19 protein-coding genes are annotated in these 19,274 nt (G+C 38.4%); 11 read left to right on the forward strand and 8 right to left on the reverse strand.

From position 1 onward, the window contains the following. Window positions 1-261: 261 nt before the first annotated feature. The 4 genes from CES81_RS10940 to CES81_RS10955 all read right to left on the reverse strand — a co-directional run bounded on the left by CES81_RS10940 (window position 262) and on the right by CES81_RS10955 (window position 2,816). A complete protein-coding gene (locus tag CES81_RS10940) occupies window positions 262-1,203 on the reverse strand; it encodes a sensor histidine kinase (RefSeq protein ID WP_180949794.1) in 942 nt (313 codons plus the stop codon). 25 nt (window positions 1,204-1,228) lie between these two features. Next, complete coding sequence (locus tag CES81_RS10945) at window positions 1,229-1,936, reverse strand: response regulator transcription factor (RefSeq protein ID WP_089121789.1); 708 nt, start codon at window positions 1,934-1,936, stop codon at window positions 1,229-1,231. Window positions 1,937-2,274: 338 nt separating this feature from the next. After that, complete coding sequence (locus CES81_RS10950) at window positions 2,275-2,559, reverse strand: helix-turn-helix domain-containing protein (protein WP_089121790.1); 285 nt, start codon at window positions 2,557-2,559, stop codon at window positions 2,275-2,277. Beyond that, entirely contained in the window at window positions 2,556-2,816 is a 261-nt protein-coding gene (locus tag CES81_RS10955; protein ID WP_089121791.1) for a type II toxin-antitoxin system RelE/ParE family toxin, read from the reverse strand. The genes CES81_RS10950 and CES81_RS10955 overlap by 4 nt, the downstream gene beginning before the upstream one ends. 187 nt (window positions 2,817-3,003) lie before the next feature. Here CES81_RS10955 and CES81_RS10960 point away from each other — a divergent pair, with 187 nt between their 5' ends. Continuing rightward, window positions 3,004-3,627 (forward strand): helix-turn-helix transcriptional regulator, encoded by a 624-nt coding sequence (locus tag CES81_RS10960; protein ID WP_145993345.1) that lies wholly within the window; start codon window positions 3,004-3,006, stop codon window positions 3,625-3,627. Window positions 3,628-3,759: 132 nt separating this feature from the next. Here the strand turns inward: CES81_RS10960 and CES81_RS10965 are convergent, their stop codons facing one another. Next, window positions 3,760-4,332 carry a TMEM175 family protein gene (locus CES81_RS10965; protein WP_089121793.1) on the reverse strand — a complete coding sequence of 191 codons (573 nt, stop codon included), beginning with the start codon at window positions 4,330-4,332 and terminating at the stop codon, window positions 3,760-3,762. Between the two features lie 394 nt (window positions 4,333-4,726). Between CES81_RS10965 and CES81_RS10970 the strand changes: the two genes are divergently transcribed. Both CES81_RS10970 and CES81_RS10975 read left to right on the forward strand, forming a co-directional pair. Next, on the forward strand, window positions 4,727-5,566 hold the full coding sequence (locus tag CES81_RS10970) for an arylamine N-acetyltransferase family protein (RefSeq protein WP_145993346.1): 840 nt from the start codon (window positions 4,727-4,729) through the stop codon (window positions 5,564-5,566). Between the two features lie 427 nt (window positions 5,567-5,993). After that, window positions 5,994-6,413 carry a hypothetical protein gene (locus CES81_RS10975; protein WP_089121795.1) on the forward strand — a complete coding sequence of 140 codons (420 nt, stop codon included), beginning with the start codon at window positions 5,994-5,996 and terminating at the stop codon, window positions 6,411-6,413. An 897-nt stretch (window positions 6,414-7,310) separates the two neighbouring features. Here the strand turns inward: CES81_RS10975 and CES81_RS10980 are convergent. Further along, entirely contained in the window at window positions 7,311-7,664 is a 354-nt protein-coding gene (locus CES81_RS10980) for a Rossmann-fold NAD(P)-binding domain-containing protein (RefSeq protein ID WP_089121796.1), read from the reverse strand. Between the two features lie 952 nt (window positions 7,665-8,616). Between CES81_RS10980 and CES81_RS10990 the strand changes: the two genes are divergently transcribed. Both CES81_RS10990 and CES81_RS10995 read left to right on the forward strand, forming a co-directional pair. Continuing rightward, entirely contained in the window at window positions 8,617-9,618 is a 1,002-nt protein-coding gene (locus tag CES81_RS10990; protein ID WP_089121798.1) for a hypothetical protein, read from the forward strand. A gap of 190 nt (window positions 9,619-9,808) precedes the next feature. Next, window positions 9,809-10,534, forward strand: a complete 726-nt coding sequence (locus tag CES81_RS10995) for a hypothetical protein (RefSeq protein WP_089121799.1) — start codon at window positions 9,809-9,811, stop codon at window positions 10,532-10,534. A 618-nt stretch (window positions 10,535-11,152) separates the two neighbouring features. Here the strand turns inward: CES81_RS10995 and CES81_RS11005 are convergent. Continuing rightward, window positions 11,153-11,611: a DUF6773 family protein gene (locus CES81_RS11005; protein ID WP_089121801.1), complete on the reverse strand. Its 459-nt coding sequence runs from the start codon at window positions 11,609-11,611 to the stop codon at window positions 11,153-11,155. After that, window positions 11,595-11,810 carry a helix-turn-helix transcriptional regulator gene (locus CES81_RS11010; RefSeq protein WP_089121802.1) on the reverse strand — a complete coding sequence of 72 codons (216 nt, stop codon included), beginning with the start codon at window positions 11,808-11,810 and terminating at the stop codon, window positions 11,595-11,597. Before CES81_RS11010 ends, CES81_RS11005 begins: the two co-directional genes overlap by 17 nt. 483 nt (window positions 11,811-12,293) lie before the next feature. On the opposite strand from CES81_RS11010, the gene CES81_RS11015 reads away from it, so the two are divergent. The 6 genes from CES81_RS11015 (at window position 12,294) to CES81_RS11040 (ending at window position 19,269) form a co-directional block, all read left to right on the forward strand. Then, the gene (locus CES81_RS11015; protein WP_263850013.1) at window positions 12,294-12,572 is read left to right on the forward strand and encodes a DUF2089 family protein; all 279 of its coding nucleotides are present in this window, start codon (window positions 12,294-12,296) and stop codon (window positions 12,570-12,572) included. Next, window positions 12,565-12,873, forward strand: coding sequence for a hypothetical protein (locus tag CES81_RS11020; RefSeq protein ID WP_089121804.1), 309 nt, complete (start codon window positions 12,565-12,567; stop codon window positions 12,871-12,873). The genes CES81_RS11015 and CES81_RS11020 overlap by 8 nt, the downstream gene beginning before the upstream one ends. An 892-nt stretch (window positions 12,874-13,765) precedes the next feature. Continuing rightward, window positions 13,766-15,046 (forward strand): tyrosine-type recombinase/integrase, encoded by a 1,281-nt coding sequence (locus tag CES81_RS11025; protein WP_089121805.1) that lies wholly within the window; start codon window positions 13,766-13,768, stop codon window positions 15,044-15,046. Next, window positions 15,039-16,904, forward strand: a complete 1,866-nt coding sequence (locus tag CES81_RS11030) for a hypothetical protein (protein ID WP_089121806.1) — start codon at window positions 15,039-15,041, stop codon at window positions 16,902-16,904. The genes CES81_RS11025 and CES81_RS11030 overlap by 8 nt, the downstream gene beginning before the upstream one ends. Then, window positions 16,901-18,595 (forward strand): hypothetical protein, encoded by a 1,695-nt coding sequence (locus CES81_RS11035; protein ID WP_225356388.1) that lies wholly within the window; start codon window positions 16,901-16,903, stop codon window positions 18,593-18,595. The genes CES81_RS11030 and CES81_RS11035 overlap by 4 nt, the downstream gene beginning before the upstream one ends. After that, window positions 18,577-19,269, forward strand: coding sequence for a hypothetical protein (locus CES81_RS11040; RefSeq protein ID WP_089121807.1), 693 nt, complete (start codon window positions 18,577-18,579; stop codon window positions 19,267-19,269). The genes CES81_RS11035 and CES81_RS11040 overlap by 19 nt, the downstream gene beginning before the upstream one ends. Window positions 19,270-19,274: the final 5 nt, after the last annotated feature.

Genomic DNA, 19,274 nt, shown 5'->3' on the forward strand with positions numbered 1-19,274 from the left:
TCATCAGATGAATTATTGTATTTCATCTGACAACCATAAAGGGATTATCGCACGACGTTATTAAGTTCTAGAATTGGCATCTTTTTTCCTCCTGAATGAATGACGTGATGAGTTGGCATCTCGCCCTTGATTTCGTATGTGTCTATCATATCTCCCCGATAGGAAAGTTGATACTTACGAAGCGACACCCAACCTTACATTTTTGTAAGCTAAAAAGCACCACTAGTTAAAACCACATCTAGTCGTGCTTGTTTGTGTAATCTATTCACTCTTCCAGGTTTGCTGCGCTAGGTGCAAGAAAACCTTTGTGCCAACGCCAACCTGGGAGTCTACGCTAAGCTTGAGACCGAGCTTTTCGGCAATCGTCTGACTCATTGCTAATCCAAGACCACTGGCTTTTTGATTCATCCGGCCGTTGTAGCCTGAAAAGCCGGGTTCAAACAAGCGGGGCAGATCGGTGGCAGCAATGCCAATACCGGTATCAGCGATCACAATTGCATCACCTTTGGCATAGACGTGGACACTACCGGTTTCGGTATATTTGGCAGCATTGGTGAGGATCTGTTCAAAAATGAAGCTGATCCACTGGGTATCGGTTACGACTGTGGGTAAGGGATCCACCTGTACTGGCAAATTTTTACCAATGAAGAGATCAGCCAGGTCACGAACAACGCGTTTGACCAGTGGCGTAAGTGGTACAGATGTCAATACGAGATCGCGATTCACGTCATTCATCTTAATGTAGGTCAGCATCATCTGGACGTAACGATCAACCCGTTTGACTTCAGTCCTTGCTTCCTTGATATCAATGGGCGGTACCTGGAGCAAAAGGTCCAGAGCGGCTAACGGTGTCTTCATCTGGTGGCTCCATAATGCAAAATTATCACTGAGCGCCTGTGATTGTTGTTGAACTGAAACTTGAGTAGAAAGTCGTAGCTGATTCTGGGTGCTAATGATTGCCTGATAGCGTTTATCCATGGCGTTCACCGGTGCCGGCATGTGGGAGAGCGGATCTTCCTCAGGCGTCACCGTTAACTGGCGGTATTGAGTCAACCAACGGTAAGCATCAAAAGTGAGTATCGGCAAGAGAAAGGCAGCCCCAATCACCAAGCCATCTAGTAAAGCAATAAACGGCAGATCTTCAAGAAAGATAATCCCCGCGCTGATAATCAAGACCAGCAGCAAGATTATCCAAACTAGCATTCGAGCCTTCAAATACGCCACAAAATCATGCATCAGGCGTCACCGCCAATCGATAACCAGTGCCACGAACCGTTTGAATAGCGGTATCAAGCCCAATTGGGGCAACTTTTTGCCGGAGTCTGGTCATGGTGACCGCTAATGTATTCTGGTCGATAAAGGCATCATTTTCCCAAAGTTTACGGATGATGGCCTCGCGTTTAACGACTGAACCCGGTGTTTCAAAGAGCATCCGCACAATGCGTGTTTCGGTTGGTGTCAAGTCAATGCTCTGGGCTGGGGTAGTATTGTGTTTGATTCGGGTGACGCGATTATCTAAGGCAGCCAGTTCAAACGGACCAGCATGATAAATACCGTCAGTTTGCTGATATTCATAAGTCCGGCGAAGCAGGCCTTGAATCTTTGCTAAAAGAACCGGCAGTTCAATCGGTTTGGTCAGAAAATCATCCGCGCCCATGTTCATCGCCATGACCAAATTCATGTCATCACTCACACTCGTTAAAAAGATCACCGGTACTTTCGATTTTTGCCGCAGTAATTCCAGCCAGTGAAAACCATTGAAATAGGGTAGCCGGATATCCATCAGTACTAGATTAGGCGCACTATCAGCAATTTCAACGTCAACGTGTGCAAAATCGTCAACGGTGGTGACCGTATAGCCCCACTGCGTCAAATATTCGGCAATAGCGTGTGCAATGGTGGGTTCATCTTCAACTAGAAAAATGGTTTGTATCATGTTGGCCTCCGAAAAATGTCAGTTTTATTGCTTAGGTGACGTGGGCGCAACCTGCCACAAATCAATTGAAAGCATTGCGCTAATTGCACGGACTGTCAGTAATTGTCCCTAAACGTTCTTTATTCATCAAAATTCCGCTGTTTAATTAATTTAAGCATAAAAGCAGGGTGGTGGCAAAATCCAACTCAGATGATATTTTTCGCTGTTTGCCGAAAAAATGACGATTAATGTGCAAAAGTCAGCAAAAGCCAGATTCCCTTTTCTAAGGAGACCTGGCTTTTGTCATGACATTATTTAAAATTAGGAAGCTAAATAACGTACACTTTTGATAGCTGCTCTTAAGAAGCAGGACTAAATTGAATTGTTAATCGTTGATTAGTTGCCTGGGCGATTTCAGATAATAGCTTAGTCGAGGCATTCATTGAGCCATTTTCAATTCTAGCAATAGTTGATTGAGGTTTACCAACTAGACCGGCAAAATCACGTTGACTCATCCCCATATTTTCACGTAGTTCACGTACTTTAATCGCGACTTCTAAGTTAATATTTTCCTGCTCAACGAGTTTTGCAAACTCAGGATTATTTTGACTTCTTTCAGCAACATATTCATCAATTTTACTCATTGCTTATTCTCCTTATTAAAATACTGACTGCGCCGATTTCGAGCAATCATTTTTTCACTTTCCGGTGTTTTGTTCGTTTTTTTGGTAAACGCATTTGTGATCAAATACTGAGAACCTTGTACTTGGAAATAGATAGCTCTCTGAATATTTGAAGCGCGCTTCGAACGAATTTCATAGAGATTGTTTTCCAATTTTTTAACCCTTAATTGACGTTCTGCGACAATCAGGCCGTAATAATCAAATACTATTTTTTTCATAATTACATGATAGCTTGTCCGCTATCGCAAAGCAAATTATTTGCTTTCTTTTTCCCTTCTACACGCGGTTAACATACAAACGAACTTCGAAAAAATCTGGTTTTTCTAAAATTCAACGCCTAAACTTCAGGTTTCAAAGAGATGTCAACTCACTTTGACACCACTAAATCCCCAATGACAACCAAATTTGGCTGAAAATATCTTAATTATGCGCTACATTAAGATTGAACAGGAGGTGATGGCAACGGACATTCAAACGCAAATCAGACTTAACCGAGAAAGATTAGGACTAACGCAGGACGAACTTGCTGCAAAATTGTATGTATCGAGGCAAACGATTTCTAACTGGGAAACCGGGCACAGTTACCCAGATATAGAAAATCTGCTGCGGTTAAGTGCCTTGTTTGATGTTTCTGTGGATGATTTATTGAAAGGGGACGTGGCCGTAATGAAACGAGAATTAAGCTACGCACGAACTAGCAAGTGGGCCTGGTTAATGACTGTCATGCTAGGACTAAGCGCATTGTCGATTGGACCATCCGTTAAGTTTTGGGGCTGGTGGGGCTTAGTACTACCTGTTTTACTGGTAAATATTTCATTTTATGCCGGGATTAAAATAGAGCGCTGGAAAGGGCAGCATCAGCTGAAAACTTATAGTGAGATCGTTGCCTTTGAGAAAAATAAAGTCATCGATGAAAATGAGCGTCACCGCAACGAACTAAAAGATCAAATTACCTTGGTTGTCACCATGTTGCTATTTATGATAGGGGCTGGTGGATTGGCTCTGCTTGGCTTCTGGTTAGTTAAGTAAACATCAGATTTAAGTCGATCAAAGTAATTGTTTAAAACCATAAAGTACGCAAATCACTTCTGAAATGTTAAAACAGCAGTTCTCCTCATCGTAATTAGGAGAACTGCTGTTATTATTAACTGTTATAACTGCTTATTTACTAGGTGACGTGGGCGCAACCCGCAACAAATCAATTGAAAGCATTGCGCTAATTGCGCCAACCGTCAGCAATGAGCCAATCGGCCAAATAAAAGCCAAAATAATGCCGAATACATAGCCACCATACAGCAGCAACCGTACGCCAAGTTGATTAGAGACATCTCGCACGATGTTGGGGTTGTCCTTCATGATTGAGATGTCCATCAGCTGAAAGGTGCCTGACCACAACAACAAAACGACGAGGTAGACAACCTCAGGCAAAGTGTCGGCTACGTGCTGACCCACCCAAGCGGTGGAAAAGGGCACTAGAGTTAACGCAAAGAGCCACAGCCCATTAAGTAAGAATGTCCGAGTAGAAATGATTTTCGCTTTGTTAAAAATATTGTGATGCGAGTACCACACCACGTAAATCAGGGTAAAACTGAAAATATACGCCAGTAAAATTGGCCAGTCAGTACTAAGGGCCTGTAAACTCACGCCTTCAGGTGGGCGAAGTTCCAGTACCATAATAGTGGCGGCAATTGCGATCACCGCATCGGTAAATGCCTCTAAACGTCCTTTATTCATCACAATCCCCCCGTTTAAATTAATTTAAGCACAAAAGTAGAGTGGAGACAAACTAACCCAATATTTTAGAGGCTTGATTTTAACCGCTCACTAGCCCGAGCGATTTGCTGGTCAAATACTGCACCGACAGTGCACAAATGATACGGCTGATGCGTTTCACGTACTCAGTGCATGACAGCCTTCATCCGCCAGATCAGCTAGTAAGCTGGTAGTCTCTAAATCCGTTCGTTTCAATTCGTGGAAAAATAACTGCATCACCACAAATGGAGGTCGAACAATCATCAAGCAGAACAACAGGAATAGGCCATTATAGTGGCCCTTGTTTTGATGATTTAGGCAGGCTATAATAAGCTTCAATTGTGTAAAATTAAATTTAAGGGTTGGATGTGATAGAGTGGCATGGTCCAGAGGCATGACATGGGAGAATTATTTTGAGACACCACGGGAATTTAAGGATTTATATTTAAAAAAATTGGGTATCGAACAGCGAACACCCTCTCAGCAATATTTAGACGAGCTTGTTCGGAAACATCAGCTGGTTTTTCCCGTTGAGAATCTAGACATCACGGATTTTCATTTACCTGTTCATATTGATCCGCAAAGCTTGATGAAAAAGATTTTATTGAAGGCCAGAGGTGGATTCTGTTTTGAACTCAATGGCGCCTTTTCTTTGCTGCTAAAAGCACTGGGTTTTGATGCGTGGCTGTGCCCATGTCGACCGCTTCAGCATGCGGAACCCTGTCCAGTGCCGGCAACTCATTGCGCTATTCTGATTTATTTGAATGGCAAAGCTCGCTTTGCCGACGTTGGCTATGGTGGTCCAGTGCCTTCGGGTTCCATTGAATTTAAGGAACATGAATTACAGACAGTGAAAAAAGAAACCTTTTACTTTCGAAAAAGTGGCATATCACCAGACGATAACACGTCTAATCCAGAACACTCTGGTTGGTATACACTGATCCGACGATCGCAAAATACGGGTCAAGACATGTCACTAATGCAAATGACACCCATCCAGCAATATCTCTGTGATTTTTACGGCCAATCTTTATTAAGATCAAGTGGAGATAGTGCTTACGAAGAACGGCAGGTATCGGTACGCTATACCGACGGATTTGCTAACCTGCAGGGAAAAACACTGACCGTATTGAAGTCTGGTCAGCGCCAGGTATCAGAGATTGATGACTCAGATTTGTCCCTGGTACTAAAAAAGTATTTCGGAATTATTGTATAATTTAGGATGTAAATCTAGTAGCCGGATTCTGATGCTTACAGTGTAAAAGAACCACCAAACAATCAAATTTGTTTGGTGGTTCTTTACTCTTAGCTTCTACAGTCAAGTGAGCCTTAGAATAACCAATCAGTTCGGTCTCTCGGTCAAATCGCTTTAAAAATGAACGTTGGGGTTTGCTACTAATATTTTTTTCATTGTAGGCACCTTTACTCAGTCTTTGTCTTGCGGTTCCTTATTCAGCTATTATGATGGCGCGTTTTTACTGTTGCAAGAATCGATCTTTAGTTGAAAAGATCAAGTATAAGTATTATTATCGGCTATAAGAAAAATATAATAAAAGAACAAGTGATTGTCGATATTTTGCAGTTTATAATTTGAAAGACGGTATATCGAGTATTGATTTTGAAAATAAAAGGGATGAGATACGATGAAAAAGTATATAACTATTGGTTTAATTGCACTATTAACTATCATCGTGATTTGGTTTGGATTTTCTATGTTTAATAAGATTCAATCAGCTCAAACTCAAGATTATGTACTCGTATATAATGCTTCTGGGAAAAAGATTAAACGTATTTCAACAAAGAAAGATATCACATATTTATCAGATAGTTTAGGAAACTTAGCTGGAAAGCAAAATGGTTTTCATAAAAAAGTTCCCGATAATTCTCAGATTGCTTATCATTATGCAATGTATCAAGTTAAACCAAAATATAAGATAGATATGTATGTATACAAAAATAGCAACCATTTGTCTCTAAAAGGGTTACCGTTTGTTTCTTACGGTACCTGGCGGACTGACGACCAGTTATCAAATAAGCTACATAATCCTAGTAACTTTAAATAATCTTAAACTGGAACAGTTGAGTTTGTTTTTTAACGACTTGAAGCAAATTGGAGTGAACCCAAAAGATTGGAAAACTAAATTAAGATAATAACTGATTAGTAAGTTTTCGGTATTCTTATGAACATCTTGAAAATAGCTTTGAATCAGCGATCGATTTTGTAGTATTGTGATCTAGGATTGTTAGCAGTGAATAAATCTAGGAATACGTTTTTTCTCTAAAACAACTATATGATATACTACTGTTGTTAAATAATTTAGGAGTCGGTAATTATCAATTTTAAGTCAATAAAAGACAGCTTTGCAGATCAGTTTACAAAGAACCAATATTTTATAATTCTTGTAATAGCCATATCTATTTTATTTTCAGCTATTTTAATCTCTTTTTTCAAGAACATTGACAGTATATCAAGTGGTTTAATGACAATTGATTACTTTATCTGGGCTGATCTTCTTGTCTCGCGGCTTTGCAGAACTAAAATTAATTTCTTCTTATGCCTTATAATAGGATCTATCGTTCCTTACCTCTTCTTAATGATTATAGAAATAATCTTGAGCCTTGCTGTAGGTAATTGAATCGTTGAACATATCTATATTTATAGCGCCTCGCTGAAGTAAAAAGGCGTCATTTTAATAATGATTTAAGGACTGATTTAACGGGGCTCAGCGCTATAAAGTACATAATTTATAAAATGGACTTTATAAAAAAATGAACTTTATATTTAAAGAACATAAAGTTCATTTAGAAGAAATCATTTACCATAAATTCAAACTGAAAACAGAAAAAATAAAGTGTACAAATTCAGTTTATGTCACTACTAACATTCGAGTGAAAAGGAACCCCATTAATTTGAGGTTCTTCTTTTAGTTCAGCAACATATAACAGTGGACATCGTTAAACTACAGATATTTATCAAGAATTTTTCTAGCACGTTTTGCATTGTACTTCCGGTGATTTAACTTCACTATTTTTCCTTGATCATCAAAGAATTGACCGGTAGTATGCTGATATTTATCCTCACTAGCAATGATCTCAGCAATTGGGACAGATTCATTGGTTAGGTTCTTAGTCCACGGCAATAAGTCAGACTTCACACCCCCTGGAAAGAGGGCATTCACTTTAATACCTTTAGGCTGTAACTCATCCGCTAATAGATTAACTAACAGCGTTTTATGGGTCAAGAGCCATAAGCCACGGTCTAACATATTTTTTTGACGTTCATAAATTGGGCCAATCTTAATTGCAAGTGGCATTCCCGTAATGATATAAATACGAGCATCATCGAATGCTTTGATCGCTTATATCGGTTAATCAACCAGAATAATGCTTATCTGCAAACGGTACTAAAACATAACTCTGATGGCTTCTTAAAGGGAAGTTTGCACGAATATATGGTGACTATTGCTCACGATATTTTCACGGATTCATTTGTCAATGAGCATATTATTCCAGTTGATTTATTGATTGAGCATTGTTTTTCGACAATTATGATCGTTTTGGACTGGATTTTCGTCAAACACAATTCTGTAACTCTCAAGGTGGTACATCAGTATTTAGCCACTCTCTATGGTATGCAGGGTTTTAAAGCCAGTTAATTTAGTAATGATTGTTTAATAATCATCACCACAAAAGTTATTATATTATCGAAAACGACACATGAAATCTTGTCCTACGGTAAAGGCTACCGCCGAAAGAGACGGCACTTTGTTTAGCTTCTGAATGGAAAGAATCGCAAAAATATTCTAGGTGGAATCAAAAAAGCCAGGTTTCCTCAAAAAAGGAAATCTGGTTTTTCTAAAACTCACTAGTTTACTTAGAGTAAAACAGAAAATAAAGTACATTTTTTGCGAAAAAAGGCTCGAAATTTACTTTTTTTACTAAAAGTGAATTTTTTTGTACTTTATTTTATAAACTATATAAATATTGGTATAACAGTAGTTAAAGCTATAAAGTACATAATCTTTAAAATGGACTTTATCAATGAATGTACTTTATTCTTAATAGATATAAAGTTCATTATACCTGTTCTGTCAGTTTCAAGTTTAAAGCAAACACACATAAAATAAAGTACATTTCTTAATTGAGAAGAAGCATAACCCAGATCAATCTTTTAGGATTGAAATAGAGTATATTTACGTATAGTCATCCTGCTTTTCCATTTTTTAAGGTATAGACTATTAGTAAAGGCCTCTAGGAGTGAAAAAATTGAAAAGTTCAAAATGGTTTATAGGTTTTTGGTGGGTACTAATTTTAAGTATTATTTTAGGAGTAATTATTGGCGCTTCACTTATGTATTACCTAAGAATTCGAAATTTTATTGTGTTAGCGGGCTGGGCAGCTGCAGGGTTAGAGATTTTCCCAGTTTTGATTGTTTTTTTTCAGCTAAATTTACAACGCAATAAAGAATCACTGGTTGAACAGAATAAGGATATTAGTGCCAGGCCACGTCCGAGTTTTAGATATCTTAATAAACTCAATTTGGGTCAAACAGTTTACTATAATAAAAGTTCATTAATTTGGTTAAACAAAACCAAACATACAATGGACCCATACATGATGAATTTAAAAAAGCCCAAGAAATTCAAAGGTCGAAAGAAGATTGGCTTCATTACTTCAGATAGATTTGGACCGACATTACTGGGAATACGGAACGTCTCTAACCATGATATGTATGATTGTAAAGTAACCATGATCTATGCTTGCGGTTCAGAGGTAACGAACGTATTGGAAAAGCATCACTCAGTTGATAAAAAGAAGCTGAATCAACAGATTCGTACTGAATACATTGAAATACCCGTTATTGAAGCTCGACAAGAAATTGCAATTGTAAATTATCCAAGGCTACTTGGAGTACCATTCCTGATGGTTACACTGAAGATCACTTATGGTACTGAACGAGGAGAGGTTCTGGAGACTGTCTTTGCTTCTGAAGGCGAAGAAAACGAAATTATCGACTATACAAGTAATATGGACGGCATTGCAAAAACTCGAAAACTAACTGTAAAAGAGAAACAAGCTTATCAGGATTTCATTCATCACGATAATCGTGTCGTGTATGGAGTAAATGATTTTGTTAGAGATACTGACAAAGGACTCAATGACGTAGACCCTGAAAGCAAAAAGCAAAGCGACTATATTACGAGTTCTGAGACAACTCATGCAGTAGACAATTCTCAAAATAATGGAAACCATTCAATTGATGAGTAATAGAGTGAGTAATTAGCCTTAAAGTATTTTTGTATTCAATATCAAAAATGATTCGGTAAAGGTTTTGTTTCCACCATGACATTAGTAAACTGGTACTGGAACTTCAGTTTTACTTGGTTTAAACCAATAATTAACTTGAAATTCCACCGTGGGATCACATTACTGGATGGATTAGGAGATTTTATTAAAATTGAAAAATATAATTGGCTATATTAAGTTCATTGACAACGACTTCATAGATGATTTCTTTCAATTACAGAATTTATGGTTATCAGACATTCACACTTTTACCTCGAATAGCGAAGAACAGGAAGATAATCTAATTGATGATAAGTTTGAGGGGAAGCTAGACAAACTTTCACTTGATATGCCTGCTTTTATCACATGTTTTACAGAAATAACTAGCGACTCCCTTGACGAAACAGGTGTACTAAAAAAATCTATATCAAATGCATTAATAAATTGCGAGGAAAAGCTAGGTAAGAATCGTGATTTTGTATTTATACCACTCGTAAACATGCAAAGTGTTTTAGCTGACATACGAGACGCTGAACTTGGTAAGACAACTGGTTGTTTATCGAACAGCCCAATCTTTTCCAGAAAAGTTCAGTATATCAATGATTATAAAAATACGATGGATAAACTTGAAGCTAAATGTCTTGAGCAGAATAGTCGCGTATCTAAAGAGCGTGTGGGTAAGGGAATGCTTGCAATCAAAAGCTCAAAGTATCAAATTCAAAATGAATTTAGAATAGGCTTGGTTATAGCCGAACGTGATTCAGATTTTTATGCACGATGGAAATCACAGAAGGGATTATCATTGCATTTTGTACATCCAATTAACTTTGCAATCAAAAAGTTCAAAAGACAGGAACTAAAAAAATTAAATATTAAACAGATGGCAAATCAAATTTAGTAAATGCCCACCGGATCAATAAAAAGATTGTCTGCTAATATGAGGTGCTCGTGTGTGCAATCAAAAATTTTCTACTAAAATAAAAGCCAGATTTCCTTGTCTAAGGAAACCTGGCTTTTCACAATTAAAATTCAATAAAAATAGTCAAACTAATGTTCAGTAATTAATCTCAGCTTGGATATGTTTAACTCAGTTTAATGAGGAATGATGCGTAAAGTATCCCAAGATTGTTAGAAAACAAATTGCACTTATTTTTGTGCCGTCATTCCAGAAATTAAAATGCCATACATGTGACAATATAAGACTACCTAGCAACGTAAAAACTGCAATCGTTGCACATATCATCAAAATCTTATTAGATAGTTTATCATCCATAAGCTACTTCTCCTTTAGTATCTCATCGAATTTTTTGTTTGATCCTCCATGAGGTGCAAAGGATAGACCGTAGACAAATAAAGCTATGAAAGAATGCTCTATAAGTCCTACAGCACTAAAGTCTAGCAGATTAACTCGTGACTTAGCAGTAAACCAGTTAGTTACTAAACTTGCGAACACTATCGCTATCAAAATGAATGTTAGGATGGCGACTAATATTTTTTCATTATAGGCACTTCTAACTCAGCTTTTATCTTGCGGTTCCTTATTCAGCTTTTTAAGTCGACGTTTTGTAGCGCTCGAAACGATACACATAAGTACAAAAGTTATAATGCCGATTGAAACTCCTGTAAATAAACCAGCAAGTAATGCATGACCCCAATCAACTTCATACATCGCATGATTTTGTACAGTCATCACTATTAAACCGAATAAGCCAGCAAGTAGGGCCGTTAAAACGTTGGTTTTCATACTCAAACTGAAATGCCGGTCAAATATGCCATTCCATGCACAAGCTATTATTGTTACAGCACAAACCAATAAGAAGGATCCACTAGTTAATCCAATTGCCCAAACTTTTGATACAAGAGGCATCACCAAAATGTTGAGAAACGTCAACCAGAAGAATAGCCAGAATCCGTAATGTTCAATCTTGAGTAACACTTGTTCTTGTCGTTCATCCAATTTAGTTTTCTTTTTCATGAGATTGATCCTCCCAGAATATTTCGTCCAGAGTAACGTCCAAAGCATAACAGATTGAAAGACACAATTTGAGAGAGGGATTAAACTCACCAGCCTCGATTAAACCAATGGTTTGTCTAGTTGCGGAAGCTTTTTGTGCCAGTTCGGTTTGTGACATATTCAGTTTTTTCCGTTGAGCCTTCATTCTTGTATTGGTCATAACTTCAGCCTCCATGCAAATTATATATTGCATTTTAAGAAATGTAAAGTATATATTGCATTATACTGATTATTCGATACTTTGCTATAAATACAGAAGGGATGCTTAAGCATCAACTACCCATCTTCCAAAGTCCTAATCGTTATTTGAAAATTTGCTATTAAAGAGTTTCTATGTTAGAAAACGCATAATGTGGGAGCTAATAAGTTCTTTGTTGCACTTTATAATGGGCTTCACAGTGCTAAGATTACGATGCAACTCACGAACGATGTCTGCTTGAGTATTACCTTGTTTCCATAAAATTTCGATCTTGTCTCGTTCTAATTCACTTTGATGCTTGTATACCATTGTCATAATCCTTTCTGTTGATACGTTATCAAGCGTTATAAAGATGTTTTATTAATTTAATTTTTATTAAACTAACATTGATTAAATTATTAACTATGTTAAAATTACTTTAACATAATTAAAGGAGGTGCAAATGTGGACTGGTTTCTATCTCTTTCTCCAGAAGATCAGGAGTTCATCAAACAATTTCTACTTGCATCTGGATCTTTGAAACAGCTCGCAAAGATATACGACGTCAGTTATCCCACGGTTCGCACTCGTGTAGACCGGCTAATCGAGAAGATTAAAATTTTGTCACAAATTGGAACGAACAGCTTTGAATCTAAAGTAATGCAAATGGTAGTTGACGAAAAGTTACCGTTATCTTCAGCAAAAGAAATTCTCAAAAGCTATCAGGAGGAGAAAAATGAGTGAGCTAAAGGGTTTATTGCTTGGAATGGCAATTGCTGCAATACTATATGTTTTGATGAGGTATTTACCTAAATGGTTTGGCGCTATTCCAATGATTTTGTTTTTAGGATTTATGATTTGGGTAATGGTTACTTCGGTTCATGGTAGCCTGATTGCAAAGTTGGTAGTATTAGTCGTCGGTGAAAGTGTGCTTGGAACAATCTGGGATGAGACAAACAAACAACGCCAGAAACGTTTTAAAACGGAAATCGAAAAAATGCAGGCGAAAGACTATTCATCCAGCAAAAAAAACAAAAAAAGATGATATATCATAAGCACGTCTGGTATTTTAGCCGTGAGTATATTTTTCTGCCTAAAACTGATTAACCGCTGGAAATCACTAGTTTCAGCGGTATTTTTATAGTTCATTTATATTCAGCTGAAGAACCTTATTCCATGTAAAAATGATTTCCTCTGAAGAGAGGGATTAATATTCAATTTTTTCCGTTGAGCCTTCGTACGATAGTGTTCAACAGGTGTAAGAACCTGAAACAGCATACAGTATTTCAGTTCTCTTTAAAAAACATATGGGGAGATGCTTAGCCTAGTGAGTTTTAAATAAATTATTTCCCGACTGAGTAACAAATAAAAATAGCTTATCTGTTAAAAAAATAAACCGAACTTCACACATAAATTTCTGCAAATCACACACTTTTTTCTGTTTTTTTGCATAAGTTTCAATCAGAATCAGTAAAATCAGTCATGACATTCACTTTTTACACATTTTATGCGATAAAGTAAATATAAAAATTTGAAACAGAAAAAAGTGTGTGATTTAGGATTTCAAGGCGTAGATTTACATTAATAAAAATAAACAATCAACTTTATTAAAATATTGAGATTACTCACAAATGAATTATTTTGTTGAAAATTTTGACAATATTAATTAAACTTAATTTAAAATAATTTCTTATTTATACCAAATAAAAAAGATAACTCACAAAGATATAAGCAGCAATTTTGATGCATCAATTCATGTTTACTGAATTGATCATTCTATTATCAACTCCTCCTAACGTCACCGATACAGGCTTCAACACCAATATCCGATGACGTTAGGAGGTTTCTTTATCCAAACTATTTTTTACTCAAATAAATTTTTCAAAATGATTTAAGCTACATAGTTAATTAACAGGTTAAGCAGGAGGTGACACTCATTGAATCAATCACCAAAGTTCATTGTTTATAATCACGCCTTAGTGATCAAAGATAATCAATTGATCAATCGAAAATTTATTGTGATTAAGGGCTCGGAAGGTCAGATAGAATTTACTGATTTTCACAAATATATAAAATCCAGTAATAACACTGTTCGTAGCATCAGTGATGACGGTAACCGGCGCTTTGACTTTGTGGTTAAAATGCTCAATTATGTTTTTTTCAACCGTCACCTATCTAAACTGGATGATTTAACCGTCCCGCTTATTCAGGATTTCTTTAATCTTTATGGTCAAGGTGAATTACCGGGTGATTCCCGTGGTCGGGCAAAGTCTACGGTTGAAGCTTGTATTAGTGCTGTAATGGACTTTTTGGAGTTATTTATTAAAGACCGGAAGCGATACTGCTCATTAAAAATTGATGACTTCTACAAATTCGTACCGTTCCGCGATAAGCGGGGGATGACTCGTCAGAAAAAAGTGCCGGTTTTTGATGTCCTGTACAGCGAAAATCGCCGCCAGATTTTTCGGGATATGCCTAATTCAGCGTTTGAAATGCTGTTTGAACATATCGCCACATATCACAAAGAAATCCTCATGTTGGTTTCGCTATCAGCTTTTGCCGGTTTGCGGCCTGCAGAAGCTTGCAACGTCAGACGGACTGATAGTCCGCTCGGTCCTGGGTTGATTTTTTCAACTTACGAGGGTGAGGTTGAAAAGGTGCAAATCGATTTGCGCCATGAATTATGTTTACGGAGTGATCTGAAATCCACTGGCAGGATCAAAAAAGAGCGCCTGCAAACTGTGCCATTGATGTTTACAGATGCCTTTGTCGAAAGCTACAACAATTACATGGCTTATTTGACCGGTAAGCAATATGAAAGCGATTTTGGTGCCTTGAGCATCAATAAACAGGGCAGGGCATTAACCTATGACTCTTACTATCAAAAATTCAGGACCATCATCAAAAAAGAAATGATTCCAAAATATTTGGCTAGTGGAGATGATGAAACTGTCATGTATGGACATTTATTGCTGGAGAACAATATTTCACCCCATGTCTTCCGCCACTGGTTTACTGTACAGCTCGTGCTGGCAGGAGTCGATAATGTGGCAGAAATAATGGCAGCGCGCGGTGACAGTTCTCCGGACAGTTCGTTAGTTTATCTGCAAAACAAGGGCGAACTAGAAAAGCAGTATCGCAAGGTCAGCTCCCACATGTTTGATTATTTCAGCTGGGCTGCCCAAGAAAAGAATAGAAACGAAGGTGAACGTGATTGATTTAATTGATTTTTTCAGTGCCATATTAAAGCAGGCTGATTTGGATCCCAATGATCTCACTCAACGTCAGCGTTTGATAGCATTTCTTCAGGACAATGACTGGTTTGGCTCCAAACCCCAGTTGACTGGAGAACAGATAGTTTTAACCCAAGCACAAATTGACATGCTTAAACAGCCAATCTTAACTTTTTTAACGTCTTCGGATAACAACGAGAATGATCGTATGCAGGCCCTTTTTTCCGCCAAGTTCCCCGAAACTGCGGCACAGTTTAGTCATTTTTCTGAGCTGACCTCACTTTCTGCTGAAGCCCAATTCTACCTGCAGGATTTCCTGCTTTACAACCTACATAAAGACCTTTTTTTGATGTCCGATGGAGAAGTATCAGCGCTGTTAAAAAATGCTACAGAAGAACTTATCAAGGCTCATGGGGATTCACTGACGTTTTTCTTATCATGGTTAAAGTCCCGGAAACGAACAGCTTATCATAACGAATACGTGATGAAGAACCGCTACACACTAGGTGAGAAAAACGAAGCCTATGATTTTGATGAATACCTGCAATTACTGTTCTATTTGTTTAATAGCGATTATATTCAAGACAATGATATGTATCAGCTGGCAGCGGAATCGAAAAACTATGCTGACACTTGGCTGTTTTTAGCCTTGCATTTTATCTGTTCGCTGCGAATGACTGATTTGGTGCGGATTACCCATCCCACACTACCGGAACCGGCGGAGCAGGTGCTCGATGAAGTAAATGCTGGAACATTTTCAGATAAGGATGCCAGGTATGTACTGCTGTCAATTACCGAGCGTCTTTGTATGCTGCCGTTGACGCCCCAAAAAACGTCCGCTCATCAAAATATAGCACAAATCAAGTTCACAGTACCTGAGAGCTGTGAAGTCCATATTGGTACCTTATTTGCACTCTGTGAAGCACACTATCAGCTGAGTGGGAAACCAGGAGAGCCCCTGATTCGTAAAATCGCTGACTATGACCGTATCTCACGCTACATGGGCGATGAAATTGGTTCTTTATTCTTGGAATCCAACTTTCATTCCCGGTCAGCCAATAAGTCATATCTGCAATCAGTATATATGTTAGCAGACGACATTTTAGCAACCGAAGCGGCGGGACCAAAGGTCAAAGGATACATCCTGGCAGCGCTGGCACGAAGCCATAAGGGATCGTATGGCAAGTTTGCAGAAACCACCGCAGTCTATCTCAAAGACGCTAAAATGAGTGGCCTATCAGCTGAATTTGTGGCAAAAGAGCTATTTGAACGTGGTGTCTTATCTTTTGTTCCTTCAATGCTGTTAAAGATGGTAACGCATGGAGAATACAATAATTTATCAGTTTCAAAGCAAACCGAATTGATTCAACAACTAGACCTAACGCCGGCAGAAGTGGAAGGGACGGTTGGATTGGTCTCAAAAGCCCAACGACAAGCGCAAACAGTAGTGCAACAACTGATCAGTGAAGAATTAAGCGAAGAAGACATTTTGACAATCCTACACCGTATTGGATCCGGTCAGGCATTCTCAAAACAGGCTGAGAGCCTTTGTTTAATGTCAGCCTGCAATAAGCTTTGTCCTTACGATCAGCGGGCACAATGCGTTGGTTGCCCCTTTGAAATCAAAACAAAATCAACAATGCTACTGCTTATCAGCGAGTACAAGCGCTTGCTAAAACTCTATAAACAATCCGAAACGCCTCTAGAAAAAGCTAAAAACAAGAAGTTACTCTCAGAAACAATCGTACCGTGCTTAGACGAAGTCCTTTCGTGTTTGAAGAATGGCTACGATGCCCAAGTTTACGAAGCTTACGAGGCTTTAATCAAGGAGGAAATCCAATGAACGAGATGAGCACCGCAGACAATTCGCTTTTCGAAACGTTTTTAAGCGTCGAGGAACTTAGTGACGCCAACCTAACTGAAGCTAAACAAATCTTTCAAAACTTTTGTGATCAGGGGATTTTTCTAGATTGTCGTTTCGAAGACACCAAGTGGAACTCAACTGATGAATATTCGCGGGTGGGGCTGAATTTTAATTTCAATCAGCTTGCTTATAATCGCTCATACCGCAGTTTATTTGGCTTATCGTACCAAGGCTTCGTGAATTACGTAAAGGTTTACGTCACCTATACTTTGGGAAAGAATGTCTTGAAAACTTTGCAGTCCGCAGTTAATGATTTAAAACGGCTCATTAGAACGGACCTTGCTGACTTAATTGACGGAGCTGCGGATATAAAGTTTTCAGTTCCTAGCCTTTGCATTGATTTCCTGGCGTTATTACCAACTACCGAAGACAACGACGACTTTGAACAATTATTGGAAGTGCTAGATACCTATATTTCTATTAACCATCAAAACAACGTCAAGCAACAACGCCAACTGGCTCAATTTGATAGTTATTTCATGTTTAACGATATCCTTAATGATTACTGGGCAGGAGAGATTGCTGAAAACACACGCATGTTCTTCTATCCCTTATATCTTTGGTGGCAGGTAACTGGAGTTATTCCATTAAGACCGAAAGAATTCATCCTGACACGCCGGGACTGTCTTAACAAGACCGATGGCAAGTACTACCTGACATTGCAACGTAACAACTTGAAGGGCAGCAAGAAAAACGTTGCCTACAAGCTTTCCAAGGATTACTACCCGGTAACTTATCAGATCCCTGATAAATTAGCTAAGGAATTTATCCGATATTTAGCTTTCACGGAAAAATTTGAACATACCGATATCAATACGCTGTTTGTGTCAGATACCCATTATAAACACTGGAACCAGCGAAAACATAGTAACAGCCGCTTCTTAACGTACATCAATATGAACACCATCATGCGCTACTTTTTCCACGACGTGATTGAAGGAAAATATGGCTTAAAAACGGTTTATAACTCTGCTAACAGTCATCTCGGCAAAAATGAGATCAGTTATCTGCACTTGGGGGACACCCGACATTTAGCGCTAATCAATATTATGGCTGAAGGCGGTACTCCCGTAACAGCTATGCTGCTAGCAGGTCACGATAACATTGAAATGTCAGCACACTACTACTCTAATATTACTAATTTGATTGAATGCCAAACGTATCGTCAATATCGTTTGATCACCAAAGGTGAAGTTCGCTATGAAGTTAGCACTAAAAAAGCACCCATCGCAACTAAGAGTGTTTTCGAAAAGCTAGCTAACGGTGGGCGCTGTTATTCCGAAAAATATAAGCAAGGTGATATGACCGACTGCTTGGGAGCCGTTGGCAAGTCTGGGGAAATCGGTTATTGTCCGACTTGTCCGTTCTATCGTCGTCCAGGACATAACTACTATTCCTCTGATGCCTATTACAAACACCGAATTGAAGACGATTGCAAGCTGCTGGAAACAGCCGTCCATCAAGTCCGTACAGGCAAAGGTGATACGGAAGACATTGGGGAAGCACTATTGAAATTACAAAGCAGTTCATTCACTTACCAAAAATATTATCAGGAAAAAGTTGCTAATCAAGAAAAAGAGGGTCGAAACGTATGGGACGAAAAAAACTAATCGACGATACTGAACTGCTTGCCAAGGTTGGAGAATTTGTTGTGCGTCGATGTGATGGGGACGCAGAACGCTTTCGGATACCAGAGTTTGGTGACTATTTACGGCAAAATGGCTATCCACAAATCCCTGATCACTTAATCCGACGGCGAAAGATCGTATCAGATAAGATTGCCAGTTTGAAGCAATCCACAAGTGCAGAAGATCAAGCTGTTGTCACCACCTTTAAGAATTTGGATGTCGAATCCTTTCTCGAAAAGAACCATAGTCAAGCAGCCTTGAAGCGGTCCTTAGTCGAACGTGATACTTACTATAAAACTGTGTGCGACTCTGCTTTGCGATTAGTTCGTGAGGGAAGAACTTTGATCGATACTAATGAGCAACAAGTTGTCCAATTAACGAATTTTAAGCACAAAAATGAAGAATTAAATGCTCAAATAACTAAGCAACAAGGTGAGATCAAATCACTAAACGAAGAAAATTCAAAATTACGCGCAATTATCGCTGATGACGTATATCCAGAAATTGCCAATGAACTTTTGAAGAGCGCTGGTCTGTTGAAGAATACACCGGATATCATCAAGCCAGAAACTATGACCCAAATTATTACCGCAGATACACCCATCAAATCAGAAAGCAAAGTCATTCAAGGACTTTTCGATAAGCTGGAGGACTAGTCATT

The sequence above is a fragment of the Secundilactobacillus pentosiphilus genome (assembly GCF_002217985.1).
GTDB classification, from domain to species: domain Bacteria; phylum Bacillota; class Bacilli; order Lactobacillales; family Lactobacillaceae; genus Secundilactobacillus; species Secundilactobacillus pentosiphilus.